25 protein-coding genes are annotated in these 24020 nt (G+C 57.2%); 16 read left to right on the plus strand and 9 right to left on the minus strand.

Annotation, left to right across the window (positions count from 1 at the left end):
* Window positions 1–38: 38 nt before the first annotated feature.
* The 3 genes from pdxB to rlmM form a co-directional block, all read right to left on the minus strand.
* Window positions 39–1181 carry a 4-phosphoerythronate dehydrogenase PdxB gene (pdxB, locus tag ACFY68_RS17700; protein ID WP_387529813.1) on the minus strand — a complete coding sequence of 381 codons (1143 nt, stop codon included), beginning with the start codon at window positions 1179–1181 and terminating at the stop codon, window positions 39–41.
* A gap of 60 nt (window positions 1182–1241) precedes the next feature.
* Window positions 1242–1484 carry a sulfurtransferase TusA gene (tusA, locus tag ACFY68_RS17705; protein WP_346613821.1) on the minus strand — a complete coding sequence of 81 codons (243 nt, stop codon included), beginning with the start codon at window positions 1482–1484 and terminating at the stop codon, window positions 1242–1244.
* Window positions 1485–1929: 445 nt separating this feature from the next.
* Window positions 1930–2994, minus strand: coding sequence for a 23S rRNA (cytidine(2498)-2'-O)-methyltransferase RlmM (gene rlmM / locus ACFY68_RS17710; RefSeq protein WP_387529816.1), 1065 nt, complete (start codon window positions 2992–2994; stop codon window positions 1930–1932).
* Between the two features lie 223 nt (window positions 2995–3217).
* Between rlmM and acnA the strand changes: the two genes are divergently transcribed.
* Together acnA and ACFY68_RS17720 are read left to right on the plus strand one after the other, a co-directional pair.
* Window positions 3218–5965 carry an aconitate hydratase AcnA gene (gene acnA / locus ACFY68_RS17715; RefSeq protein ID WP_387529818.1) on the plus strand — a complete coding sequence of 916 codons (2748 nt, stop codon included), beginning with the start codon at window positions 3218–3220 and terminating at the stop codon, window positions 5963–5965.
* Window positions 5966–6220: 255 nt separating this feature from the next.
* Complete coding sequence (locus tag ACFY68_RS17720) at window positions 6221–7786, plus strand: PAS domain-containing methyl-accepting chemotaxis protein (protein WP_346613818.1); 1566 nt, start codon at window positions 6221–6223, stop codon at window positions 7784–7786.
* 100 nt (window positions 7787–7886) lie between these two features.
* On the opposite strand, the gene ACFY68_RS17725 is transcribed toward ACFY68_RS17720, so the two are convergent.
* The 5 genes from ACFY68_RS17725 to ACFY68_RS17745 form a co-directional block, all read right to left on the minus strand.
* On the minus strand, window positions 7887–8771 hold the full coding sequence (locus ACFY68_RS17725) for a pseudouridine synthase (protein ID WP_387529821.1): 885 nt from the start codon (window positions 8769–8771) through the stop codon (window positions 7887–7889).
* A 51-nt stretch (window positions 8772–8822) separates the two neighbouring features.
* Entirely contained in the window at window positions 8823–9131 is a 309-nt protein-coding gene (locus tag ACFY68_RS17730) for a transcriptional regulator (protein WP_387529824.1), read from the minus strand.
* 65 nt (window positions 9132–9196) lie between these two features.
* On the minus strand, window positions 9197–9631 hold the full coding sequence (locus tag ACFY68_RS17735; RefSeq protein ID WP_387529966.1) for a D-Ala-D-Ala carboxypeptidase family metallohydrolase: 435 nt from the start codon (window positions 9629–9631) through the stop codon (window positions 9197–9199).
* A 109-nt stretch (window positions 9632–9740) separates the two neighbouring features.
* A complete protein-coding gene (locus ACFY68_RS17740; protein ID WP_387529827.1) occupies window positions 9741–9980 on the minus strand; it encodes a glutaredoxin family protein in 240 nt (79 codons plus the stop codon).
* 74 nt (window positions 9981–10054) lie between these two features.
* Window positions 10055–11263: an ammonium transporter gene (locus tag ACFY68_RS17745; protein WP_387529830.1), complete on the minus strand. Its 1209-nt coding sequence runs from the start codon at window positions 11261–11263 to the stop codon at window positions 10055–10057.
* Window positions 11264–11574: 311 nt separating this feature from the next.
* Between ACFY68_RS17745 and ACFY68_RS17750 the strand changes: the two genes are divergently transcribed.
* From ACFY68_RS17750 to ACFY68_RS17770, 5 genes are all read left to right on the plus strand, one after another.
* A complete protein-coding gene (locus ACFY68_RS17750) occupies window positions 11575–11889 on the plus strand; it encodes a YqjD family protein (protein WP_346613813.1) in 315 nt (104 codons plus the stop codon).
* A 9-nt stretch (window positions 11890–11898) separates the two neighbouring features.
* On the plus strand, window positions 11899–12273 hold the full coding sequence (locus ACFY68_RS17755; protein ID WP_346613812.1) for a phage holin family protein: 375 nt from the start codon (window positions 11899–11901) through the stop codon (window positions 12271–12273).
* The gene (locus tag ACFY68_RS17760) at window positions 12270–12599 is read left to right on the plus strand and encodes a hypothetical protein (RefSeq protein ID WP_387529834.1); all 330 of its coding nucleotides are present in this window, start codon (window positions 12270–12272) and stop codon (window positions 12597–12599) included. The genes ACFY68_RS17755 and ACFY68_RS17760 overlap by 4 nt, the downstream gene beginning before the upstream one ends.
* 99 nt (window positions 12600–12698) lie before the next feature.
* On the plus strand, window positions 12699–14030 hold the full coding sequence (locus ACFY68_RS17765; protein ID WP_387529837.1) for a deoxyguanosinetriphosphate triphosphohydrolase: 1332 nt from the start codon (window positions 12699–12701) through the stop codon (window positions 14028–14030).
* Window positions 14031–14305: 275 nt separating this feature from the next.
* Entirely contained in the window at window positions 14306–14899 is a 594-nt protein-coding gene (locus ACFY68_RS17770; protein WP_387529840.1) for a response regulator, read from the plus strand.
* A gap of 80 nt (window positions 14900–14979) precedes the next feature.
* Here ACFY68_RS17770 and ACFY68_RS17775 read toward each other — a convergent pair whose 3' ends face one another.
* Window positions 14980–15138 (minus strand): hypothetical protein, encoded by a 159-nt coding sequence (locus ACFY68_RS17775; protein ID WP_387529842.1) that lies wholly within the window; start codon window positions 15136–15138, stop codon window positions 14980–14982.
* Between the two features lie 1173 nt (window positions 15139–16311).
* On the opposite strand from ACFY68_RS17775, the gene ACFY68_RS17780 reads away from it, so the two are divergent.
* From ACFY68_RS17780 to ACFY68_RS17820, 9 genes are all read left to right on the plus strand, one after another.
* Complete coding sequence (locus tag ACFY68_RS17780; protein ID WP_387529845.1) at window positions 16312–16833, plus strand: hypothetical protein; 522 nt, start codon at window positions 16312–16314, stop codon at window positions 16831–16833.
* Between the two features lie 18 nt (window positions 16834–16851).
* The gene (locus ACFY68_RS17785) at window positions 16852–19074 is read left to right on the plus strand and encodes a hypothetical protein (protein ID WP_387529848.1); all 2223 of its coding nucleotides are present in this window, start codon (window positions 16852–16854) and stop codon (window positions 19072–19074) included.
* A 52-nt stretch (window positions 19075–19126) separates the two neighbouring features.
* Window positions 19127–19402, plus strand: coding sequence for a hypothetical protein (locus ACFY68_RS17790; RefSeq protein ID WP_387529851.1), 276 nt, complete (start codon window positions 19127–19129; stop codon window positions 19400–19402).
* Window positions 19399–19674: a hypothetical protein gene (locus ACFY68_RS17795; RefSeq protein ID WP_387529854.1), complete on the plus strand. Its 276-nt coding sequence runs from the start codon at window positions 19399–19401 to the stop codon at window positions 19672–19674. Before ACFY68_RS17790 ends, ACFY68_RS17795 begins: the two co-directional genes overlap by 4 nt.
* Entirely contained in the window at window positions 19671–19862 is a 192-nt protein-coding gene (locus ACFY68_RS17800; protein WP_387529857.1) for a hypothetical protein, read from the plus strand. Before ACFY68_RS17795 ends, ACFY68_RS17800 begins: the two co-directional genes overlap by 4 nt.
* Before the next feature lie 671 nt (window positions 19863–20533).
* Entirely contained in the window at window positions 20534–21808 is a 1275-nt protein-coding gene (locus tag ACFY68_RS17805) for a hypothetical protein (RefSeq protein ID WP_387529860.1), read from the plus strand.
* A 388-nt stretch (window positions 21809–22196) separates the two neighbouring features.
* The gene (locus ACFY68_RS17810) at window positions 22197–22409 is read left to right on the plus strand and encodes a hypothetical protein (RefSeq protein ID WP_387529863.1); all 213 of its coding nucleotides are present in this window, start codon (window positions 22197–22199) and stop codon (window positions 22407–22409) included.
* Between the two features lie 439 nt (window positions 22410–22848).
* Window positions 22849–23076, plus strand: a complete 228-nt coding sequence (locus ACFY68_RS17815; RefSeq protein ID WP_387529866.1) for a hypothetical protein — start codon at window positions 22849–22851, stop codon at window positions 23074–23076.
* Window positions 23077–23200: 124 nt separating this feature from the next.
* Complete coding sequence (locus ACFY68_RS17820) at window positions 23201–23782, plus strand: recombinase family protein (RefSeq protein ID WP_387529969.1); 582 nt, start codon at window positions 23201–23203, stop codon at window positions 23780–23782.
* Window positions 23783–24020 lie beyond the last annotated feature (238 nt).

A 24020-nucleotide genomic window follows, 5' to 3' on the forward strand; every position in this document is an offset into this window, starting at 1 on the left:
TTGCAACCCGGCGCTGGCGCCGGGTTTTTATTGGCCTGTCAGACCACCACACCCCCAAGTGCACTGACCATCTGCGCCAACTGCGGCGCCTCGCCGCGCAAGCGTACATGCAACCCCTCGACCTCTCGCCGCGCCGGGTAGTGCTTGCGCAGCTGGTCGAATGCCGCGCGCTGCTCGGCGGCATCGTCACTGAGGCTACGACGGAAATCGGCATCGTCGCGACGTGGGTCGTACACCGCGCGGCACAAGGTGGCCAAGGCCCAGTTCAGGTCGGCATTGGCATCCAGCTCGATCTGGGCCAACGGCGGCTTGGGCAGCAGGTCCTGCAACTGCACACGCTCGGCCTCGCCGAGGAAGCGACACAGCGCCTGGTAGATCTGCGCCGTACCGCGCTGGCGGCCGTCCAGGCTGTAACCGGCAATGTGCGGGGTAGCCAGGGTGCACAAGTCAGCCAGCTGCAAGTCGACCTGCGGTTCGCCCTCCCACACATCAAGCACCGCGTGCACGTCTTCGCGGTCCAGCAGCAGTTCGCACAGCGCCCGGTTATCCACCACCGGCCCGCGGCTGGCGTTGATCAGCCACGCGCCGGGGCGCAGTTGCGCCAGTTGCGCGTCGCCAAGCAGGTGCCAGGTGGGGTGCTCGCCGGCACGCTGCAATGGGGTGTGCAGGCTGATCACATCGCACTGTTCGAGGATGCGTTCGAGGCTGACGAAGTCACCGCCTTCGGCAGCCTGGCGCAGCGGGTCGCAGACCAGCACCTTCCAGCCGAGGCCATGCAGCACACGCACCAGCCGCCCACCGACTTCACCGGCGCCTACCACGCCATAGGTGCGTTGGGCCAACGCCACGCCGTCCAGGTCGGCCAGGGTGAGCAAGCTGCCCAGCACGTAATCGACCACGCCGCGGGCGTTGCAGCCTGGTGCGCTGCTCCAGTGGATGCCCGCTTGGGCGAAATAGTCGAGGTCCAGGTGATCGGTGCCGATGGTGCAGGTGCCGACGAAGCGCACCTTGCTGCCTTCGAGCAGGTGCCGGTCGACTTTGGTCACCGAGCGCACCAGCAGCACATCGGCCTCTTTTACGCTGGCGGCGTCCAGGCTCCTGCCGGGGTAGCGGCGGATCTCGCCGAAGCCTTCGAAGAAGGCATCGAGCAGCGGGATATTCTCGTCGGCAACTATCAGCATGGCGCTCTCCTGTCTGGGGAACGCAGTGTAGGTGCTACGCGGGGTGCGATCCAGCGCGGATCAGTCGGCTTTCTTGCGAATCCAGTACAGGTAGGTGCCCGACTCTTCCTGCTGCTGGAGGAGTTCGTGGCCGAGGAAGTTGCAGAACTTGGGGATGTCGCGGCGGGTGGAGGGGTCGGTGGCGATAACTTTGAGCAGGCCGCCGGCGGCGAGGTTGCGCACGTGGGTGTGCAGCATCATCACTGGTTCCGGGCAGTTCAGGCCGGTGGCATCGAGGATGGCGTCGGGGGTGAAATCAGTCATGGGGGGCTCCGCAAATGATCGCCTATTGTGGCGCATAGCGCAGCGCGGACCAATACCCACCTGCCCTCCCGCGTGAGTGCGAAGCGCACTGCTCTGCTTTTGCTCTGCTTTTGCTCTGCTTTGCTTCTAAGCGCGCGCTAGCTCAGTCACCACCGATTGCGACTTCAGGAGGCCGAGTGGAGGTCTTGCGGAGGGAGGTGACGGGCATGGATGCCCGGCAAGCGCTTCGGCCCATGGATGGGCCGTGGGCGCGGTCCTCCCGGGAGCAAGGCCGGAGCGAGGGAACCCCGGAGCGCAGCGTAGGGGCCGGATGATAGGAGCCAGCCTTTTTTGGTTACTTTTTGGGGCGTTTGCCAAAAAGTGACCCGCCGTAAGGGCGGAAAGGTGAGTAAGCGTCGCCTCAGCCAATGGATCTGCTCAAACACATCAGAACCGTCTCGTTTTGCTATCGCGGCTTCAAGTCCAGCCTACGCAGATGACAAGTGACTTCCTCACGATCGTGATAAAGCTGCTTGCACGCAATCGACACCTTGACCTTACGCGCCTTGAACGTCGCCTCCATGCGGTCCAGCAACCGCCGCACCTCCGCATAACGCTGCTTCATCGGCAACTTCAGGTTCACCACCGCCTCACGGCACAACCCCTCACCCAGCCAAGTCTCGATCAACGAAGTGGACCGCGCCGGCTTCTCGACGATATCGCACACCATCCAATCCACCGGCTGCTTCGGCTGCCAGGTAAAACCGTCCGCCATCAGGTGCTGAACCAAACCAGTGTCCATCAGGCTCTCGGCCATCGGCCCATTGTCGATTGCAGTCACCAGCATGCCACGACGTACCAGCTGGTAAGTCCAGCCACCCGGCGATGCACCCAGGTCGACACCCGTCATGTCATCGCCCAGGCGATCATCCCACTGCTCGCGCGGGATGAACTGATGCCAGGCTTCCTCGAGCTTGAGCGTCGACCGGCTTGGCGCCTCGCGCGGGAACTTCAGGCGCGGAATACCCATAGGCCACAGCGCGCTGTTATTGGCCTCGGCAACGCCAACGAACACCCGACGGCCGCTGATGAAGGTCAGCAGCAAGCGCGGCAAGCTGGCGTTGTCGACCAGCCGCCCCGCCTTTTCCATCGCTTTGCGCAGCGGCACTTCGAACTTGCGGCAGAAGGTCGACAGCTCTTTGCCATCGTTGCTGTCGAGCACTTCCAGCCACAGGCTGCCAAATACCGGCTGGTCAGCCAGGTGCTCGAGCAGCACGCTGATACGATCGCTTTCCGGCAATTCGATATAGCAGCCACGCGCCCACTGACGCGGGAAGATCAGCTGCGCGAAGCGCAGTTGTGTCATCAACCGTTCGGCACCTTCGGCCTCGGCACAGACAAACTCGGCGCAGGCGCTCTGCGGCTTGCCTTTGGCATAGCCAGCAACACCCAGCTGGGCCGCGTGTTCGCTGATCTCGGCGCAGACCTCGCCCTCGAAACCGGGCCGGCAATGCATGAACAGGGTATTCATCTCTCACTCCACTACGGCTGGCGCACCACAGGCGCCGGCAGGGCGGCGATGATAAAGGAAGTTCGGAACCTGCGACATGCCCCGCCGGTCCAGAAAAGGGTCAGGGGTGGCAAACAGGTCTAACCTGACCACTCAGCCAGGTCCGTACCGTGCGGGCCGAAACAGAGCGGTGACACCGGCATGCGCCAGCAAATGCCGGGCACCGGTGCATAAGGAGTTGGCAATGCCCTCGCTCGATAGCCTGAATACCCTCAAGACCTTGAAGGTGGACGATAGCACCTATCACTATTACAGCCTCCCCGAGGCTGCCCGGCAGCTCGGCGACCTGCAGCGCCTGCCCATGTCGCTCAAGGTACTGCTGGAAAACCTGCTGCGCTGGGAAGACGGCAAGACCGTCAGCAGCGACGACCTGCGCGCCCTCGCCGGCTGGCTCCAGGAGCGGCGCTCCGATCGCGAGATCCAGTATCGCCCGGCGCGGGTATTGATGCAGGACTTCACCGGTGTACCCGCCGTGGTCGACCTGGCGGCCATGCGTGCCGCCATGGCCAAGGCCGGCGGCGACCCACAGCGGATCAACCCGCTGTCACCCGTGGACCTGGTCATCGACCACTCGGTGATGGTCGACCGCTACGCCACCCCCGAGGCGTTTGGCCAGAACGTCGACATCGAGATGCAGCGCAATGGCGAACGCTACGCCTTCCTGCGCTGGGGCCAGAGCGCGTTCGACAACTTCCGCGTGGTACCGCCCGGCACCGGCATCTGCCACCAGGTCAACCTCGAATACCTTGGCCGCACCGTCTGGACCCGCGAAGCCGACGGGCGCACCTACGCATTCCCCGACACATTGGTCGGCACCGACTCGCACACCACCATGATCAATGGCCTGGGCGTACTCGGCTGGGGTGTGGGCGGCATCGAAGCGGAAGCCGCCATGCTCGGCCAGCCAGTGTCGATGCTGATCCCCGAAGTAATCGGCTTCAAGCTTACCGGCAAGCTGCGCGAAGGCATCACCGCTACCGACCTGGTGCTGACCGTGACGCAGATGCTGCGCAAGAAAGGCGTAGTCGGCAAGTTCGTCGAGTTCTACGGTGACGGCCTGGCCGACCTGCCCCTGGCTGACCGTGCCACCATTGCCAACATGGCGCCGGAATATGGCGCAACCTGCGGCTTCTTCCCGGTCGATGAGGTTACCCTCGACTACTTGCGCCTGTCAGGCCGCCCGCAGCAGACGGTGCAACTGGTCGAACAGTACTGCAAAGCCCAAGGCCTGTGGCGCCTGCCAGGGCAGGAGCCGCTGTTCAGCGACACCCTGGCGCTGGACATGGGCGAGGTCGAGGCCAGCCTCGCCGGGCCAAAGCGCCCTCAGGACAGGGTCGCCCTCGGCGAGGTCAGCCAGGCGTTCAACCACTTTGTCGAACAGCAGCCCAAGGTGCTGGCAAAAGAAGTCGGCCGCCTGGAAAGCGAGGGCGGCGGTGGCGTGGCGGTTGGCAATGCCGACCAGGCCGGTGAAATCGACTACAGCCATGAAGGCCAAACCCACACACTGCGCCATGGCGCCGTGGTGATTGCCGCTATCACCTCCTGCACCAACACTTCCAACCCCAGCGTGATGATGGCCGCCGGGCTGGTGGCGAAAAAAGCGCTGGAAAAGGGCCTGCAGCGCAAGCCTTGGGTCAAGAGCTCGCTGGCGCCCGGCTCCAAGGTTGTGACCGACTACTACAACGCCGCCGGGCTTACCCCTTACCTGGACGCACTTGGCTTCGACCTGGTCGGCTATGGCTGCACCACCTGCATCGGCAACTCCGGCCCGCTGGACGAAGCCATCGAAAAAGCCATCGGCAGTGCCGACCTGACAGTGGCCTCGGTGCTGTCGGGCAACCGCAACTTCGAAGGCCGTGTGCACCCGCTGGTCAAGACCAACTGGCTGGCCTCGCCACCGCTGGTGGTGGCCTACGCCCTGGCCGGCAGCGTGCGGGTAGACCTGACCCGCGATTCACTGGGTACGGGCAAGGATGGGCAGCCGGTGTACCTGCGTGATATCTGGCCCACCCAACAGGAAATCGCCGACGCAGTGGCCAAGGTCGATACCGCGATGTTCCACAAGGAATACGCCGAAGTCTTCGCCGGTGACGCCCAGTGGCAAGCGATCGAGGTGCCGCAGGCAGCCACTTATGTGTGGCAGGAAGACTCCACCTATATCCAGCACCCACCGTTCTTCGACGACATCGGCGGGCCCCTGCCCGTCATCGAGAATATTCAGGGCGCACGTATTCTCGCCCTGCTCGGCGACTCGGTCACTACCGACCACATCTCCCCTGCCGGCAATATCAAGGCCGATAGCCCGGCTGGCCGCTACCTGCGTGAAAAGGGCGTAGAACCACGGGACTTCAACTCTTACGGTTCTCGGCGGGGCAACCATGAAGTGATGATGCGCGGCACCTTCGCCAACATCCGCATCCGCAACGAGATGCTGGGCGGCGAAGAAGGCGGCAATACGCTCTACGCACCCACGGGCGAAAAACTGCCGATCTATGACGCGGCCATGCGTTACCAGGCCAATGGCACGCCGCTGGTGGTGATAGCCGGCCAGGAATACGGCACCGGTTCCAGCCGCGACTGGGCAGCCAAAGGCACCAACCTGCTGGGGGTCAAGGCGGTGCTGGCGGAGAGCTTCGAACGTATCCACCGCTCCAACCTGGTGGGCATGGGTGTGCTGCCCTTGCAGTTCAAGGCGGGCCAGGATCGCAAGCAGCTGGGCTTGACCGGCAAGGAGCGCATTGACATCAAGGGGCTGGCTGGCGTTGAACTGAAGCCGGGCATGACACTGCCGCTGCGGGTCACCCGAGAGGACGGTCAAGTGCAAGACATCGAAGTGCTGTGCCGCATCGACACGGTCAATGAAGTGGAATACTTCAAGTCGGGCGGGATTCTGCATTATGTGTTGCGGCAGATGATCGCACCTTCGACTTAACACACACCGGGGCGCTACGCGCCCCTTCCTGCCCTGGTGGCTGGCTCTTGGCCAGCCAATCAGTCATCATCCGACTTATACGTCACTATTCCGCAGAATAACTGTAATAGTGACGCCATCTTTCGCGAACGGGCCAGTTGCGCTAGCGCAACTGCAACGGCGTGCAGTTGCGTCAGATCAACAAACTTAAATATCCATTCAATTAAAGCAAGGGCTTGCCGATACCTGTCGAAAGCCTTGCGGATTACTCAGCCCATGCGTAACAACCAGCCGATCACTCAACGGGAACGGACTTTCCCAGCCCAACAACGGTTGATCTCGACCACCAACGCCAAAGGCGTGATCACCTACTGCAACGATGCATTCGTCGAGATCAGCGGTTTCTCGCGCGAGGAGCTGATCGGCGCGCCGCACAACCTGGTACGCCACCCCGATGTGCCGTCGGCGGTGTTCGCCCATATGTGGCAAACCCTCAAGCAAGGCCAGCCTTGGATGGGTATCGTCAAGAACCGCTGCAAGTCGGGCGACCATTACTGGGTCAACGCCTACGTGACGCCGATCTTCGACAACAACCAGGTCACCGGCTTCGAATCGGTGCGGGTCAAGCCCACCGCCGAGCAAATCCGCCGCGCCGAAGCCCTGTACCAGCGCCTGAACCAGGGCAAGAGCGCTGTCCCGCGCCGGGACACATGGCTACCGGTGCTGCAGGACTGGCTGCCGTTCATCCTGATCAGCCAGGTGGGCTTCCTGATCGGCAACTGGCTCGGCCACTCCTGGGGCTTTGCGCTGGCCGCCGGCCTGTCGGTGCCGCTCGGCCTGCTCGGCCTGAGCTGGCAGCAACGTGGCCTCAAGCGTTTGTTGCGCCTGGCCGAACAGACCACCTCCGACCCGCTGATCGCGCAGATGTTCACCGACAGCCGCGGTGTGCAGGCGCGGCTGGAGATGGCCATGCTCAGCCAGGACGCGCGCATGAAGACCTGCCTGACCCGCCTGCAGGACAGCGCCGAGCACCTCAGCGAACAGGCTCGCCAGTCCGACGCACTGGCCCACAAGAGCTCTACGGGGCTGGAGCGCCAGCGGGTGGAGACCGAACAGGTCGCCGCTGCCGTCAACCAGATGGCCGCTACCACTCAGGAAGTGGCCAACCACGTTCAGCGCACCGCCGATGCCACCCAGGAAGCCAATCGCCTGACCAGCCAGGGCCGACAGATCGCCGGGGAAACCCGCGATGCCATTGCACGCCTGTCGGCTGCGGTGGGCGAAACCGGCGAGACCGTGACGCAACTGGCCAAGGACAGTGACGAGATCGGTGGCGTGGTCGATGTGATCAAAGGCATCGCCGACCAGACCAACCTGCTGGCACTCAACGCCGCCATCGAAGCGGCTCGTGCCGGCGAGATGGGCCGCGGCTTCGCGGTGGTCGCCGACGAAGTGCGCCAGCTGGCCCAGCGCACCGCCGAGTCCACCGGGCAAATCCATGGCCTGATTGCCAAGCTGCAGCAGACTGCCAACAACGCCGTGCTGACCATGGAAACCGGCCACCGCCAGGCTCAGGAAGGTGTCGAGCGTGTGATGCAGGCGGACCAGGCGCTGGTCGGTATCAGCGAAGCCGTTGGCAATATTACTGACATGGCGACCCAGATTGCCGCGGCCACCGAAGAGCAGACAGCGGTGGCCGACGAGATCAGCCGCAACATCAGCACCATCGCCCAGCTGGCCGACCAGACCGCCGAACAGGCGCAGCACTCGGCGTTGCTCAGCGAAGCGCTGACCACTACCGCCGGTGGCCAGTATTCTCTGGTGGAGCGGTTCAACCGCTAAGGGCAAGCCCGCTCCCGCAACCAGTCTGCGAATTCCGAGGATTTTGCAGAACCTGGGGGGGGGGGCGGGCTTGACCCGCGAATGGGCCGCAAAGCGGCCCTTACCAATCCAGCGTCAACCGGCTTTCAAAGTAGCGCTCGTCCCCCGTCAACGGGTCGGCAAACCGCAAGCTGTGCGCCAGCAGCTTCAATGGCCGCTGATAATCATCTTCTACCTTGAGCAACTCAGGGTAGAACGGGTCATTACTAATCCCAGCCCCCAATGCTGCCATGTGTACCCGCAGCTGATGGGTCTTTCCGGTGACTGGCGACAGCCCATAGCGCCACAGCTCACCGTTCTTCTCCAGCACCTCGGCCAGGGTTTCGCTGTTATGCGCCCCTTCCACCTCATGCATGCGGAAAAACGGCTCGCCGTGCACCAGGCGGCTTTTATGTACCAACGGGAATTCACGCTGCGTCAAGGCAGTGGCAATGGCCTGGTAGCGTTTGTCGATGCGCCGCTCGGGAAACAGCCGCTGATAGGCGCTGCGGGTCTGCGGGTTGGCGGAAAACAGCACCAACCCCGCAGTATGCCGGTCGATGCGGTGCAGCGGCACCAGGTGAGGGTTGTCCAGACGACGGATCAAGCGGCGCAGCAACGTTTGCTCGACATACTCGCCGGTCGGCGTCACCGGCAGGAAATGAGGCTTGTCGGCCACCACCAGGTGCTCATCCGCATGCAGGATGGTTTCCTGTACCGGTATCGGTCGCTCGTTGGGCACTTCACGAAAATAGTGCAGGCGCATGCCACGGCGATAAGGCAGGTCGGCGGCAATCGCCCGGCCCTGCGCGTCGAGCACGCGACCACGGGCAAAGCGGTCAAGCCACTGCGCACGCTCGATGGCCTTGAAATGGTCGCACAGGCAATCGAGTACCGTTAGCCAGTTGCCGGGTGGCAGGCAGACCGTACTGGCTTGCTGGCGGGCGGGGTCGAAAGGCGTGGTCATGGCAAGGCTCGGAACAGGCAGGGCCGGGTATTATCCCCCATGGCCGACAGCTCAACCAGCCTGCACCGCAGCCTCGCTCCGTTCTTTCAACCAGCGCAGCACCTGTACAGGCTCCCAGCGGCCGGGGTCATAGAGTGCATAGAGCAACCCCTGGTAACCCACCACATCCAGCCCACGGTGGTAGCCGGCCCGCTGGAAAAGTGCTTCGATCTCGGCGAAACAGGTATTGAAATGGACTTTGCCGAACGGCGTACGGTCATCGGTGACCAAGCCTTCGAGGCGCAGTTCCAGCACGGCGTCGTACACCCGTTCGACCGGCATTCGGTTAACGGTGTATTTCAATTGCTCGACGTTGAGCATGGGCTTACCTCGATACTGTATTTATATACAGCATACGAACATGCCTGCCTTTGCGTCAATCCTGTTCATCCTCGCAAGCCGGGCAAATAGCCGGTGCCCTTGCGAATGGTCAGCAGCTGGCGCCTCGGTGTGCCCGTTGTCACCGACAGGTGAACCCAGCTGTCGAACTCGAGGATCAACTGGTCGAAAATCACATCACTTTCACTGATACGGCGGGCGACTTCTCGGGGGCTGTAGTCCCCTAACGTGAAGTCCGCAGCCAGCCCGCTCACATGCTGGCTGCGCTGTGCCCCACCGACACGTGCGTTCAAGGCAGCGCAACGGTAGCCACTGCTGATGAGTACAGGTTGGCCAAAAAGGGCTCGCACCTGTTCGAGTGCCTGACATAACAGCAGCAGGTTGCTGACGGCCTCTGCCGATGGCGTATTGTCCAACCCTTCCCTGGCGGCGACTTGTGAAGCGGTCATTTCTTCAAGCGTGAAATGTGGCGTGATGCGCATAGCATGGTTCTCGACGGGGTTGATGATTGGCGGCAACAATGTCGCCGGCGCAGCATCATCAACTCGCCATGCCGTACATGCAGGCAGGTATCGTTTCCACAGGCCGCCCTCACTGGGCCAAAAACGCCACCACCTGCTCGCCATCGAACGGCCAGTGCAATTCCGCGGAGGTATCACAGCGGCGCAGTACCGGGATGATCAGGCCGTAGCGTTCGAACAGCGCTTCGCTGTCGGCGATATCGACCAGTTCGACCAACAAACCGTGGTCGACAAAAGGCATCAGGACGGCTTCGGCCACTTCGCACAGGTGGCACCCGACGGTGCCGAAGAGTTGGCATTCAGGCAACATGGAGCGGGACCCGGTTTGGCATGGATGAGACACCTATTCTAGGTCGCTACCGCCCCCTGTGCACCTGGCCTCGCTCAATCCTGGCTGGTGGCACCGATACGGTGCAGCGACAAGTCCGCCCCCTGGAACTCCTGCTCGTGGCTCAAGCGCAGGCCATGCACCTTGCGGATCACGCCATACACCACAAACCCACCGAGCAGCGCGACCAGCACACCGGCCAGGCTGCCGATCAACTGGCTGGCCAAGCTGACGCCGCCCATGCCGCCGAGGGCGGCCTGGCCAAAGATGCCGCACGCAATGCCGCCCCATACGCCGCACAGGCCGTGCAGCGGCCAGACCCCGAGCACGTCATCGATCTTCCAGCGGTTCTGTGCAGCGGTGAAACTCCACACGAACAACACCCCCGCCACCAGGCCGGTAGCCAGCGCGCCAATCGGGTGCATCAGGTCGGAGCCGGCGCAGATCGCCACCAGGCCCGCCAAGGGGCCGTTGTGCAGGAAGCCCGGGTCATTGCGCCCGGCCAGCAAGGCTGCCAGGGTGCCGCCGACCATGGCCATCAGCGAATTGATCGCCACCAGCCCGCTGACACCCTGCAAGGTTTGGGCGCTCATCACGTTGAAGCCGAACCAGCCGATGATCAGAATCCACGACCCCAGCGCCAGGAATGGAATGCTCGACGGTGCGAAGGCCACCAACCGGCCGTCCCGATAGCGCCCACGCCGGGCCCCCAGCAGCAACACTGCCGCCAGCGCCAGCCAGCCGCCCATGGCATGCACCACCACAGAGCCAGCAAAATCATGGAACGGAGCACCGAAGTGGACATTCAGCCAATCCTGGACACCGAAGTTGCCGTTCCACACCATGCCTTCGAAGAACGGGTAGATGAATGCCACGATCAACGCTGTTGCACACAGCTGAGGCACGAACCGTGCACGTTCGGCAATGCCACCCGAAATGATCGCCGGGATCGCCGCAGCGAAGGTCAGCAGGAAAAAGCACTTGACCAGTGCATAGCCGTGGTCGGCAGCCAGCTGAGAGGCCGGCTGCAGAAAGCTCACACCGTAGGCTATCCAGTAGCCGATGAAAAAATACACCAGGGCCGAGATGGCGAAATCACTGAGGATCTTCGACAAGGCGTTGACCTGGTTTTTGTGCCGCACGGTGCCCACTTCGAGAAATGCGAAGCCGGCGTGCATCGCCAGCACCAGAATGGCGCCCATGAGAATGAACAGGGTATTGGAACCGTGGACCAGAGAGTCCATCGCGCTGTGCATGTTTTGCATTGAATTGGCAGACCTTCAGAAAAGGCACCATGACAGTTCAAGAACCTGCATCCCTGCACCGAATCGGTGCCAACCTACCGCCCGTTGCGAGCAACCGGGCGAAGCCTGCGTGGTTTTTTCTTGGGTTTGTCGTGGATTGGGTTAAGGTTTATCGGTATCCCACGGCGTCGGCGCCCTCCATCGGCGCATCGCTGCGGCCAACGCCCCGCGTTGTGGCATGCTTGTTAGCAAGCCCCATACCAGCAACCGCACTGAACCTTCCGCACGTCGGGTAACTCGAACTACCTACACACCTACACAGGGAGAGCACCATGGCCAGCAAATCGGCAAAGACTGCACAAGAGATATTGATGGCTGACTTCCAGGCCTTGGTCCGTGACACCGAGAAGCTTCTGGCCGATACCGCCAACTTGGCGGGGGACCAGGCCGATGAGCTGCGTGAGCAGATTCACGATCGGCTGACCCAGGCCCGCGAAAGCTTGCAACTGACCCAGGAATCGGTCCGCGAACGGGGCCAAGCTGCCCTGGGCAGCGCCGAACAATACGTACAGGAAAACCCTTGGCACGCCATCGGGATCGCGGCAGGTGTCGGCCTGTTGATCGGCCTGCTGGCCAATCGGCGCTGAGAGGCTTCCATGGAGAATGACGCCATCGGCACCGGCGCCTCGGGCAGGCGCCTGGGTGCTGCGATATTGGGGCTGTTGCACAGCCATATCGAACTGTTCGGCATCGAGTTGCAGGAGCAGAAAGGGCGCACCTTGAGCCTGCTGCTGTTCGCAGGCCTTGCATTGGTGTTTGCGCTGCTGCTGCTGACGGCCTTGTCGGGGCTGCTGCTGGTACTGCTGTGGGACAGCTATCGCCTGGCCGGCATCATTGGCCTGTGCATATTCTATGGCCTGGCCGCACTGTACTGCGGGCTGCGGCTCAAGGCCGCAGTGTTCGACGAGTCGTCGCCGTTCGGTTCCACCCTCGAAGAACTTGCCAAGGACCGGGAGCGCCTGTTGCCATGAGCCTGCCTGAACTGCCGAATACACGTAACCCGCGTGAGCTGCGCAAGGCGCTGCTGCGCCTGCGAATGGAGATGCACCGCCAGCAGATCCGCGTCGAATCGGGGCAGATGCTCGAACCACTGCTACGCCTGCGTGGCGTTGGCGGTTCGTTGCACGACGGGCTGGGCATCAAGCACGCGCCGCTCTGGGGGATTGGCGCCGTGGTGGCGATGGGTTTCCTGACCGGCAAGGGTGTGCGCAGCGGCAACCTGTCGCGTCTGGTACGCCTGGGTACCAGCCTGCTGCCGCTGGTCAAGCTTTACCTGCAAGGTGGCCGTCGCCCCTGAAGGCCCGCACCGCGCTTACAGGGGCGGTGCGGATTTGCCACTTGCACAGCGCTCGACGACACGTGAAGCTACGTCCTTCGACCGACAGGAGACCGAGCCTTGGACTGGCACACCCTGCTCACCCGCGAACGCCTGGGCAAAGCCCTGTATAGCCCCGAGGAACTCGGGCGCAGCCCTTTCCACAAAGACCACGACCGGATCATATTCTCAGGTGCATTTCGCCGCCTGGGGCGCAAGACCCAGGTTCACCCCGTCTCCAGCAACGATCATATTCACACCCGCCTGACCCACTCCCTCGAGGTCAGCTGCGTGGGCCGCTCGCTGGGTATGCGGGTTGGCGAAACGTTGCGCGACAGCCTGCCCGACTGGTGCGAACCCAGTGACCTGGGCATGATCGTGCAGTCGGCCTGCCTGGCCCACGACATCGGCAACCCGCCGTTCGGCCACTCCGGCGAAGATGCCATCAGGCACTGGTTTCAGCAGGCTGCAGGGCGCGGCTGGCTGGATGACATGAGTGATGAAGAGCGCGGCGACTTCCTCAACTTCGAAGGCAATGCTCAAGGCTTTCGCGTGCTCACACAGCTTGAGTACCACCAGTTCGATGGCGGCACCCGGCTGACCTACGCCACCCTCGGCACCTACCTCAAATATCCGTGGACAGCACGGCATGCCGACGCGCTGGGCTACAAAAAACACAAGTTCGGTTGCTACCAGAGCGAACTGCCGTTACTGGAGCAGATCGCCCACAGGCTTGAGCTGCCGCTGCTGGAAGAACAGCGCTGGGCACGCCACCCGTTGGTGTATCTGATGGAGGCCGCAGATGACATCTGCTACGGCCTGATCGACCTGGAAGACGGCCTGGAAATGGAGTTGCTGCATTACGCCGAGGTCGAGGCGTTACTGCTGGACCTGGTTGGCGATGACCTGCCCGAAACCTATCGCCAGCTCGGCCCCGCAGACTCCCGACGGCGCAAGCTGGCGATCTTGCGAGGCAAAGCCATCGAACACCTGACCAACGCAGCCGCCCGCGCCTTCGTCGAGCAGCAGCAAGCGTTGCTGGCCGGGCAGTTGACGGGCGACCTGGTCGAGCACATGCACGGCCCGGCCAAACGCTGCGTGCTCCAGGCCAAGGACATGGCCCGCCAGAAGATCTTCCAGGACAAACGCAAGACCCTGCATGAGATCGGTGCCTACACCACGCTGGAGATTCTGCTCAATACGTTCTGTGGCGCCGCGCTCGAACAGCATGGTGGGCGCACCCCCTCCTTCAAAAGCCGCCGGGTACTCGACCTTATCGGCAACAACGCCCCTCACCCGCACGACTCCCTGCATACAGCCTTCCTGCGCATGATCGACTTCATCGCCGGCATGACCGACAGCTACGCCAGCGAGATGGCACGGGAAATGACCGGGCGCTCAAGCCCGACATGAAATAGCACCCTGCCGCGCCTCCCTCCACCGCGCGGCAGTGTTTATTGAAGGAAGTTTCCTACACAGGGCGCCCACACTTGAACACTTAAGTTAAACGCACTTACAAAAGCACACAAACGGCCGCGATTTCATTTCAGACGCTTACACTTCGTAGCTCTAATAGATTTCTTCTGTAGGGCATTTCCCATATACGTTTAATCGCCACTCCTCGCAACCCGCGCGAGTTCCAACTGGGTTAAGGTGCGCTTGACTGCACTTGCCCAGGAAAGTTGAACATGCACACCGTATTCATTGTCGATGACCATCCGGTCATTCGCCTGGCTGTCCGAATGTTGCTCGAGAACCAGAATTACAAAGTCGTCGGTGAGTCGGACAATGGCGTGGACGCCATGCAGATGGTCCGTGAAACCGCCCCGGACCTGGTCATTCTCGACATCAGCATCCCCAAGCTAGACGGCCTTGAGGTGCTTTCTCGCCTCCAGGCCATGGCCCTGCCACTGAAAGTGCTGATCCTCACCGCGCAGTCGCCGGCGCTGTTTGCAGTACGCTGCATGCAATCAGGCGCGGCGGGCTATGTGTGCAAACAGGAAGACCTGGGGGAATTGCTCAGTGCCATCAAGGCGGTGCTCTCCGGATACAACTACTTCCCCAGTCAGGTTATTCACAACAGCCACGAAACAGCAGACGCCGACCTCAGGCTTTTCCGACAGGTGAATGATCGTGAATTGATGGTCCTGCAACTTTTCGCCCAGGGTCGCAATAACAAGGAAATTGCTCAAGGTATGTTCCTGAGCAACAAGACCGTAAGCACATACAAGCAACAATTTCACATGTACACAGAGAGCGCCGCAAGCTGGGGCGGGCTGTGAAGCGGCACGGCGAAGCCATGCGGGGATATGCCAAGCAGGCGTAGGGAGGCAGCTAGGCTGGGCTGGGCTGCTGGTGGGAGTTACTCGAATTTCTTACCTGTGACGACCAAGGCGCTCGGTCCATTCTTCTTCAAGAACTTATCGCCTTCGCTGCTATCCATGCACCGGGTCTTCACTTGAACATCATCTAGCGTGAAGTTCTGACTAGCAGCCTCCTTTTTGAAGGATGCTACGGTCATTGTTTCTACCTCCTTTGCCGCTGAGTAGCAGCTAACCAAGCCATGAAACATCGTATCCACCATTCTTTCCGCCTCACAATGTTGTGGGTGTCCTTGAATAGTAACGCACATACTGAAAACAACGTGGTAGAACGCCATATTGCACCTCTCTGCTTAGTGGTGGCCACAAGATATCACTTGCCTTTCTACTATGCCAGATGGTGCATGCACATCTTTTAAGGCATCGACAAGAGCACTTCACCACATTCAGAAATTTGCAAATTAATCAACTAGCCGCAGAGAAAATAGTTGCAAAATGTCCATTAAAATGGTATAATTACATACATAGGAAGAAAACAAGAGAATGTAAGGTTTTCAACTCTCCTGCATTAGTTTTCCTCCTCCAAATCCTTCTTGTAGTTATCTTCTAACGGCTCCCTGCCTTTAGTAGCCAATGCTAATTCCTGCTCTACCTCGATGACAGTAGTTATCGCGGGTATAGTCCTCAAGCTCTGACAGGCAGCTTGGCAGACAAGCCTGTTACATATCTCTACCATCAGTGTTCCAACTGATGGTTCCTCCGTCGCAAGGCTCTCATGGCCTATTTGCAGAGCCGCCAGCATCTGTGCGAACTACTGGCATCCTTTCTATCATCTTTCAATTCGCAAGCTGTCCATGACAGTGGTGACAGTGTTTCCCGTTCACTGGCGGATAACGGGCACCTCTTTAGCAAATAGCACTAAGCATTAAAGCCCCTCGCTGGGCTTTCTTTTTATCTTTTCTAGAATCTTTGCACAAACATTTAAGGAGACCTTATGTCTGAGAGAGACGCCTCTGTAATCGTCAAGTGTGCCTGCTGTGGCAAGTCCGTTGTAGCCGTGCACAAATCCAAGAACCGAACATGTTCTAAATCTTGCTACTTCAAGTTATACCGAAAAAAGAAACGACTTGAACAGATCGAACGTGAGAAAGCTTTGAAGGCAGCAGCAGTGGCCGCTCACATTGCTTCACAAGAACAACCGGAAACACCACAGCCGTAAGGCTCACCATTCATCACTATCATGGAGACACCATGCTCACACTCATCTGCATGTGCAGCACCGCCTTACCCCTCGCTTGCTTCGGTCAAGCAACAACCACAGCCGTAAACGCTGTTAAAACCATCATCACCAATAACATCATGGAGAACAAATAATGACGCAATACGCAAAAGACCAAACACGCCGCATCCTTAAAACTGAACAAGCTGCATACGTGCAGAATGCAATCGACTTTGCCCGGCGTAGTTCCGCTGCTCCCCACGAAGGTAGTTTGCAACCAACGGCATACACCACATTCTATGTCACGACTACAAACGAAGGCCTGGAGAAGTATGCCGAGCTGAAAGCAGAAGGTTGGACACTCTTGGATAACACACTTCACTTGATGGCAGTGCCGGGCAAGGCTCTTAGTTTGGTTTGCAAGTGTCCAGAATCGGTATTCGAGACTTACATTCCAATCATCGCTGCTAACGCTGAGAAGGCATACGTTGCAGAAGTAGAAGCCCATAATAGACAAGCGCAAAAGCTTCAAGAGCGCGCTAAGGAAATCCAACTTGAATTTGATCGTCGTGAAGAAGAGCGTAAGGCACTTCTAATGGCTGAGATTACAAAGGAATTCGATCAGAAAGCCCGTGCTCAGTTTGTTCCAGCGGCCAGCAATGGCCTTCACCACTAATCATCATGGAGGATTGCCATGTCTGGACTTAAAGAAGAAGTCGCCCAGCTAACAGGTTCGTTGAAATTCAATGTTGACCTTGCTGGACTTAAGCGATTTGAGAACATGATGAGAAATGCCAGCAGAACGCTGGCAGCTTTCACAAGACAATTTGAAGCCCTCTCTAAGCAGATGGCAAAAACCCTGAAACTCAGAATTGACACAACAGCCGCTGATAAGGCCAAGCAGAAGCTTGATGCAGCCACTAAACGTCAGGCAAGAGCAGAAGCGGCACTTAGCAACCAACAGCGTAAGACATTCACAGCTGAGCTACAGCAACAGAAACTCAAATACGCAGGCACCAAGGCTCAAGCTCAGTTGAACAGTGCCGCGCTCCAGAGCCAGAAGGATGCCGCTATTGTGGCTGCGAAAGCCTCTGCAAGCCACGCAAAGAACCAAGGCATTAGCAAGGCTCAGCTAGCCAGCCAAAATGCCCTAACGGCCTCCTTGACACGCCAAGCGAAGTTGGAAGCGATCCTAGCCAAGACCCGTGCTGCCACTCAAAGAGCCAGCCAACAACATCTTGCAACCCAAACCAACCTCCAGCGTATTCAGCAACAGATGAACCACGCCCAGCAGGTAGCACATCACAGAGCACAGCAGCAGCAAGCCAAGATGGCAGCCGCCCAACAAACAGCTCAGAACAAGGCACAGAATGCCTCTCAGAGCGCGGCTAGGTTCCAGATGGCCCAAAAACGTCATGCTGCGTGGCAAGCACGCCAGAACGCTCCAGCTCCTAGCTCTGGAATGTTCGGCAGTGGTATTGGTGGTGTTATGGCTGTTGGTGGTGCGATTGGTGGTATCGGCCTAGCCGTCGCTGGCCTGGAGCGTCTGGTCAATTCTCTTAACGAACGCATCACCCAACGTAAACAGAACGTCATTGATGCTGAACGGTTTGAAGGTGCGTTCACAGGCCTGGGTAAATCGCCAGAGATTCGTAAGTTCTGGAAAGATACATTCATCCAACTCTCTAATGACTCTGGTGCAGAAATCAGCAATGAAACGTCTGAGGACTTCCGTACATTTGTTGGAATGCAGCAGGCTTTCGGCAAAAACACTGACCAAATCATTAAAGAATACAAACTACGTCAACAAGCATTCGCCGTTGCAGGACTGACCAAGGATAGCAGCCGCGAAGTTAACAGGCAGCTTAATCAGGTTTCTACTGATGGCCTTGGCGACAAGAGTGACTGGAACGTAATCTCTGAACGTGTTCCTATGTTGGTTCCATATGTAACCCGTGCATTCGGTGAAGAAGAAAAGATCACAGACCCCGTTAAAGCAGTGGCCGCTTTCAACAAACGCATGAAGAAAGGTGGCGGCGTTAAAATGGACTGGATCACTAAAGGTATGGAAACGATGATTGCTGAGAACCAATCCATCTTTGATCAGAAGAAACAGAGCGTTGGATTCTCGAAAACCCTTCAAGAAAACCAAGAGTTTCTGAACGCCACAGGTATTAACAATACCAAAGAACTCAATTCGGTAATGCGTGACAACATCAACGCTCACAGAGAATTGAATGCAGCTATGCAACCACTTCGTGAAACAATTAAAAGTTTCGATCAGGGGCTTACAGAGGCTCAAACAAGCCTGATCCGTTTTGCTATCGGGCGTAACCAAGATGGCAGCGAGAAGAGTTCGGACCAGAAGATGCAAGATGCTATGACCTCTGGTTTGTCTCGTTTAGCTCCACTGGAGATGGTCGGCACTCATGATTACTCCAAGATTGACACAAAGACTCAGCACCAAGGCGGATGGATTGGCAATCTCTGGAACTGGGTGTTTGGGGTCAACAATAATTCTAAGCTCGACCCAGACAATCAAGCCCCTGGGCTTTTGGGCAGTTTGCCAGCCATGAAGCTCGACACATCCAAGCTGCTAACCAACATGCCAAATTACACAGCCTTGGCTTCCAATCTTCCTGACTTTCAATCTGCTGCAACTGGCTTCAAAGCGATGCAAGATCAAATATTGTCTAATAGCGGCATGCCGACAACTAACCAGACGGTAAACGCTCCAATCAATCTAAATCTGAGTATTGGTGATACGACAATCAACGGTGCTACAGACACTGACGACATTATGAGTCGTATTGACGCAAGGCATGATGAACTTGTTTATAAGATGCCGGGGCTAGCTCAGAAAGCTGTTCTAGATGTTTTTGGACAGGCCAGAGCACAACAGGCAGAACGACAATAACCGAGGGGGCACCGAGCCCCCTCATCCTTCCACTACAACTATAGAGAACCAAATGAATCCCAAAGCATCTTTCATCTTGATGCTGATGTTTTGCTTTACCTTTTTTCTCTCCGTGCATTCATACAAGATGCAGGACGACTATCAGCGACAAGCCCTCATCATCATCAAACAAAGCCACGATTACACAGACAGACAGGTTGCGCAGTTGAAAGTGAGTTCTCTCAACGTGATTGCAGACCTGTCCCTATCTACAAGACGCCTCGCCACAATCGAATGCTACAAGCAAGGCGAGTGCAAGAAGCCTAAAGACATGGAGAAGCCACGATGACTGATATCCAAACACTGAAAGACGAAGCTACAGCCAAGTATGAGAGCCGTGGCAAGTGGCATATCATTTTTACAAATTATATTTCTGACTGCTTCCAGCAATACGACGAACTTGTAACTCTAGGCTACAAGCGTGCACCAGACAGTTATCTCATTGCTGAGAATATGAACCTATCTGTAAATCAAGTGATTCGTATGGAGAAGCCAGCAGAACTACAAGCCCAAGAACTGAAAGCAATTTTGGACAAGATCGACAAGGGAAGCGCTCAATGAAAATGCAATACCGCGACATTCGTAATCATTACGACCCGTACGAAGCAGCATATATCTACCTTGAGCAGCTTGGGCATCACATCCCTTACATGTTTCCGGATTTGATTCCTCACCTGCTTCGCTGCATCGATAACGGAGTCTCTGAATGTCAGTTCAAACGAGACGCCAAGATGATGTTTAACGTTTGAGGGGAGAAAATGACAGTTCCTTTCGATCCTCGGATGTTAGACGACCTGAGACAAGCCCTTGGACTCACACACCTACGTGCAACTGAGCATCTATGGCATGCCCTTGAGGCGTTGTCTCTTGCTGGAACGGAATTGGTGTTAGTTGATAATTCAGCCAGTCCTCCAATCCTAACAAGCCACGACATTACAACCAGAATTCTCATGGAAAAATATCAGAAATAATCAAATGTTTGCACAAACATTTGTTGACTTATAGAGATTCTATTATACAATAATATAAGAGCGAATGATTTACCAAGTTGGTGCAAAGCCAGCTGTTTTTGCCTCAGAAATACCCCCATCCAGAAGCTCCTATAACGCGATTACAGGCATTTACACTTACGTCTGGGCCATCCTATTGCCTGCTGTTTAAGCAACGCTGTAAGCCGCCTCGACGGGCTTCTAACGCCATTCTCAATATTCATCACCAAACAACAGTGGAGACATTCTTATGCCTGCTTATAACAACCGTGGCGGAGCTTCCCGTACCTGCATTTGCAGTCACTGTGGAAAGCCTTTCCTAACACGTAAGTATCAACCGTTCTGTTCTGCAATCTGCAAGCACCAATCTGGCTACAAATCTAAAGCCGCCAAGACAACTTCCCAGCCAATCCTTGAAGGAGCTACTAGCAATGACAACACAAACCACATCGACCGTTAAGAAATCCCACCGCCGCACCTGTAAGAACAAAGACTGTAAAATCAAGTTCACTACCACAGACAGCCGCAAGATTTACTGTAGTCGAGAGTGCAAGGACGTAGGCACATACGCACCAAAGCGTAAAGTTTACGATATTCCAAGAACAAATCACTTCTTTGTCTACCTGACAAAAGAGGTTCAGCGTGCTGGAACGCTTCACATCCTAGACAAACTTGTTGCTAACGTTGAGGCTCTGCAAGCGCTGTACGCCGTTGTTAAGGTACGACTGGTGGCCAACGTTCTGTCTGGCAAAGAGTTGTTCCACGTTGCTCACATCGCCCCATGCAAGCATGAATACACTCTTGGCCTGCTGTGTGCAGAAAACCTGCTGATCGCTCCAGCTGTTTTGAACAAACGACACACCAACACCCACGCTAACAAAGCTGGAGTGTTTATGTACCGTGCAGACATGGAAATCAAAAACACTATCCTGTCTGACGACCAAGACAATCTTGATCGAGTCATTGACTACATCGGTCACGATACGGTTGTCACCTTCTGCAAGAAATCCAAACTCACCACTTCCCAACGTCAAGCGGCCATCAAGAAGCTATCCGGCCTAGTCGATACGGCAAACCCAGATCACGCCCAGTTCATTTCCCTCCTGTCTGACTCCACCGCCAAGACTCCGCAGATCGTGGCAGCAATCGAAGCCATTAATGGCTTTAAAGAGTTCAAACCGATGATGAAGGGACAGCGGCTATCTGAGAGCGCTATGCTCATCAAGGAGCTGATCCGCCATGCTGAATTCCGTGGTGAACTGGAAGGCTGCGCAGCAATTGCCCGCCAGTACACCCGTGCTGACTTCGCCCACATTGGCCTGAGCCTTGACGCCCAACGCACCCTGTTTAAGCTGATGCACGGCTACCTTGAGCCAGAAATGGAGAATGAAACTGACTGCCTGATGTACGAGCTGAGGGCGCCAGTCCGTGCAGCTGGGGAGCGCCAGAAAGCGGTGATGGTAGATCGCCAAGCGATGCTTGAGAGAAGAACAGTCAAGCTTGAGGCTGAGGCTTCGGAGAAAGCCCGTCACATCGCTTACATGAGAACTCCGGGTGCCCAGTATTTCCATGCCGAGTTTGAAGCTGACCACTTCGACCTAACAGACTACTGTCTAATCCCGTACATGATGACTCTCAACCTGACGAAGACACGCCATGTACCAGAATCCGGCACCATCCTCTCTAACGGTGACGTCGCGTTTTGATCGCTGCCACATACACACGCCAAGGGCTGTCCTTTCGAGGGCGGCCCTTTTCTTTTTCTGGTCGCCCTGGAGCAGCGCTGTTGATTGGAAACATTTCCAAATTCACCCCCTCAGGAGGGTATACAGTTTACACCGAGATTAAGGGAATAATCCTCTCCAGCCTTAGTGCTGCAAGGGTTCCAGCCCATACCCGATTGCACAAACTCACTTCCCTAAGCCCGTGTCGGTACGACACACTGTTGCACATCCCAAGAACATCAGTGTCGGTACGACACGTTCACTTTGTTGTTGTCTGTTCTGCTACCTTCGATAGTCGTACCCTGTGAACGTCCGTTCACAATTTTTCTCCATCCGTGCGAGAGCACAAGTGCTACAGAGACAGACACTCATGGAAGACCGCTCCGCCCTCACCGCTGACACCCTCGAACTCCTACTACTCAACCAGCAAGCCCTGAGAGCTGGCCTTGAAGAATTGTCGCTATGGATCAGTCAGCGTGGGTCAGTTAACGTGCATGACAACGTTCTTAAAGCACTGGCAACAATGGACATCAACGCCGAAGGGATTGCATCAGGGATCGAGGCTCTACGCTCTTCTGTATAGTGCGACACAATTGATTTCACCCCCAGCACGATGGGCACCACCGGGCATAAACAGCCCGTTTAAACTCTTGGAAACGTGACCAAAACCGGGCATTTAGTCACGACACCCACCGTCAGCTCCCAAACTCCCTGCTACATCAGCGAAGTCGTGAGAAGCCCACTCAGGTCGCGGCAAGCACCCTTCAGCCCACAGGATTCAAGCCCTCCAGCCACGTGCAAACATTCTCTTGTTACAGATGATGCCAACATTGCGGCCTACCTCTGTGTGGCGGATTACTAAGCAAAACGGTTTCTCTCTCGCGAAAACGCTGAAAATCGTGTAACTGCAAGAAGCCACAACCATCCACAATCATAAAAATAGCTTTCTGTCAACGACTTTACATTGCCATTTCCATTTCCATCTGCCATGGTTTCTCCACCAACAACAGGAGCAGCCCGCAATGACCCACTACACCAACGACAACCTGAAGAGCGCTCTGAGTTCGATTGCTAAAGGTTCAATAACGGAGTGCACAGAGAACAGCTACAGCGTGTATCAGTATCTGGAGGAATACGGGTACATCCGTGGCGAGGTATCAGGTTTGAACCGTTACCAACGCAAACACCTCACCCTGACTCCAGCAGGTCAGCAGAAGCTGAATCAGCTACAAGCCAATGTGTGCAAATAACCCCGGTCCAAGCCACACACCCTTTGCACACAAAATGATTTTAGATTCACGTGTGCAATAGGGTTGCTTTTGATTAAGCACACATGCACAATGGCCACATCTAGAAGCAAAAGCACACAGGCAGATAGAAATGGCACACGTTGGGTACATCCGGGTCAGCACTGAGATTCAGAACACTGAGCGCCAGCTTGATGGCGTATCCCTCGATAAACGATTTGAAGACAAGCTGTCTGGTGCTACTACAGAACGTCCCCAGCTCATCGCCATGATTGATTACGTGCGAGAAGGTGATGTGGTACATGTACACTCCATCGACCGCCTAGCGCGCTCCATGGCCGACCTGCTGCAACTCGTTGCCACCCTCAATGCCAAAGGCGTACACGTGAATTTCCATAAGGAATCCATGGTGTTCACTGGCGAGGATTCACCCATGCAGAAACTCATGCTGAACATGATGGGAAGCTTCGCTCAATTCGAGCGTGAGGTGATGAAGGAACGTCAGCGTGAAGGGATCGCCAAGGCTAAGGAACGTGGCGTCTATAAAGGCCGTGTCAAAACCATTGATGACTCCGCGATCCTGGCTCTGTTGAACCAAGGCAAGAGCATTCGTGCAGTCGCTACTGAATTGAACATCAACCCTTCTACAGTCCAACGTGCTAAGAAGGCTGCCATTTGTGAACAGGCATTCTCAAACACCCCCGTCTAAGAGGGTGTACAGTTTACTCCGACTTGAGAGCGTATCTCCGATGTAAGCCACGGATTACAAGGGCTGCAGCCTACACCCTCTTGCACGCTCTCAGTGCGAGCAGCCCGCAAGCACCAGCTCTCAGCACCTTCCAGCTATCTCCCAAGCATCTCCCTGTTAGCGCCTGCCAGCACACGCCCCATTTATTTTCAGATCTAAACAGCTTCTGTTTAGGCATGTCGTGATGCATTGAGCACCT

It is taken from the genome of Pseudomonas sp. NPDC012596 (assembly GCF_042902325.1).
GTDB lineage: Bacteria > Pseudomonadota > Gammaproteobacteria > Pseudomonadales > Pseudomonadaceae > Aquipseudomonas.

Excerpts from the sequence above, each read along its gene's own strand:
- pdxB (WP_387529813.1), bottom strand. The coding sequence starts at position 1,181 with ATGCTGATAGTTGCCGACGAGAATATCCCGCTGCTCGATGCCTTCTTC.
- tusA (WP_346613821.1), bottom strand. The coding sequence starts at position 1,484 with ATGACTGATTTCACCCCCGACGCCATCCTCGATGCCACCGGCCTGAAC.
- rlmM (WP_387529816.1), bottom strand. The coding sequence starts at position 2,994 with ATGAATACCCTGTTCATGCATTGCCGGCCCGGTTTCGAGGGCGAGGTC.
- acnA (WP_387529818.1), top strand. The coding sequence starts at position 3,218 with ATGCCCTCGCTCGATAGCCTGAATACCCTCAAGACCTTGAAGGTGGAC.
- ACFY68_RS17720 (WP_346613818.1), top strand. The coding sequence starts at position 6,221 with ATGCGTAACAACCAGCCGATCACTCAACGGGAACGGACTTTCCCAGCC.
- ACFY68_RS17725 (WP_387529821.1), bottom strand. The coding sequence starts at position 8,771 with ATGACCACGCCTTTCGACCCCGCCCGCCAGCAAGCCAGTACGGTCTGC.
- ACFY68_RS17730 (WP_387529824.1), bottom strand. The coding sequence starts at position 9,131 with ATGCTCAACGTCGAGCAATTGAAATACACCGTTAACCGAATGCCGGTC.
- ACFY68_RS17735 (WP_387529966.1), bottom strand. The coding sequence starts at position 9,631 with ATGCGCATCACGCCACATTTCACGCTTGAAGAAATGACCGCTTCACAA.
- ACFY68_RS17740 (WP_387529827.1), bottom strand. The coding sequence starts at position 9,980 with ATGTTGCCTGAATGCCAACTCTTCGGCACCGTCGGGTGCCACCTGTGC.
- ACFY68_RS17745 (WP_387529830.1), bottom strand. The coding sequence starts at position 11,263 with ATGCAAAACATGCACAGCGCGATGGACTCTCTGGTCCACGGTTCCAAT.
- ACFY68_RS17750 (WP_346613813.1), top strand. The coding sequence starts at position 11,575 with ATGGCCAGCAAATCGGCAAAGACTGCACAAGAGATATTGATGGCTGAC.
- ACFY68_RS17755 (WP_346613812.1), top strand. The coding sequence starts at position 11,899 with ATGGAGAATGACGCCATCGGCACCGGCGCCTCGGGCAGGCGCCTGGGT.
- ACFY68_RS17760 (WP_387529834.1), top strand. The coding sequence starts at position 12,270 with ATGAGCCTGCCTGAACTGCCGAATACACGTAACCCGCGTGAGCTGCGC.
- ACFY68_RS17770 (WP_387529840.1), top strand. The coding sequence starts at position 14,306 with ATGCACACCGTATTCATTGTCGATGACCATCCGGTCATTCGCCTGGCT.
- ACFY68_RS17775 (WP_387529842.1), bottom strand. The coding sequence starts at position 15,138 with ATGACCGTAGCATCCTTCAAAAAGGAGGCTGCTAGTCAGAACTTCACG.
- ACFY68_RS17780 (WP_387529845.1), top strand. The coding sequence starts at position 16,312 with ATGACGCAATACGCAAAAGACCAAACACGCCGCATCCTTAAAACTGAA.
- ACFY68_RS17785 (WP_387529848.1), top strand. The coding sequence starts at position 16,852 with ATGTCTGGACTTAAAGAAGAAGTCGCCCAGCTAACAGGTTCGTTGAAA.
- ACFY68_RS17790 (WP_387529851.1), top strand. The coding sequence starts at position 19,127 with ATGAATCCCAAAGCATCTTTCATCTTGATGCTGATGTTTTGCTTTACC.
- ACFY68_RS17795 (WP_387529854.1), top strand. The coding sequence starts at position 19,399 with ATGACTGATATCCAAACACTGAAAGACGAAGCTACAGCCAAGTATGAG.
- ACFY68_RS17800 (WP_387529857.1), top strand. The coding sequence starts at position 19,671 with ATGAAAATGCAATACCGCGACATTCGTAATCATTACGACCCGTACGAA.
- ACFY68_RS17805 (WP_387529860.1), top strand. The coding sequence starts at position 20,534 with ATGACAACACAAACCACATCGACCGTTAAGAAATCCCACCGCCGCACC.
- ACFY68_RS17810 (WP_387529863.1), top strand. The coding sequence starts at position 22,197 with ATGGAAGACCGCTCCGCCCTCACCGCTGACACCCTCGAACTCCTACTA.
- ACFY68_RS17815 (WP_387529866.1), top strand. The coding sequence starts at position 22,849 with ATGACCCACTACACCAACGACAACCTGAAGAGCGCTCTGAGTTCGATT.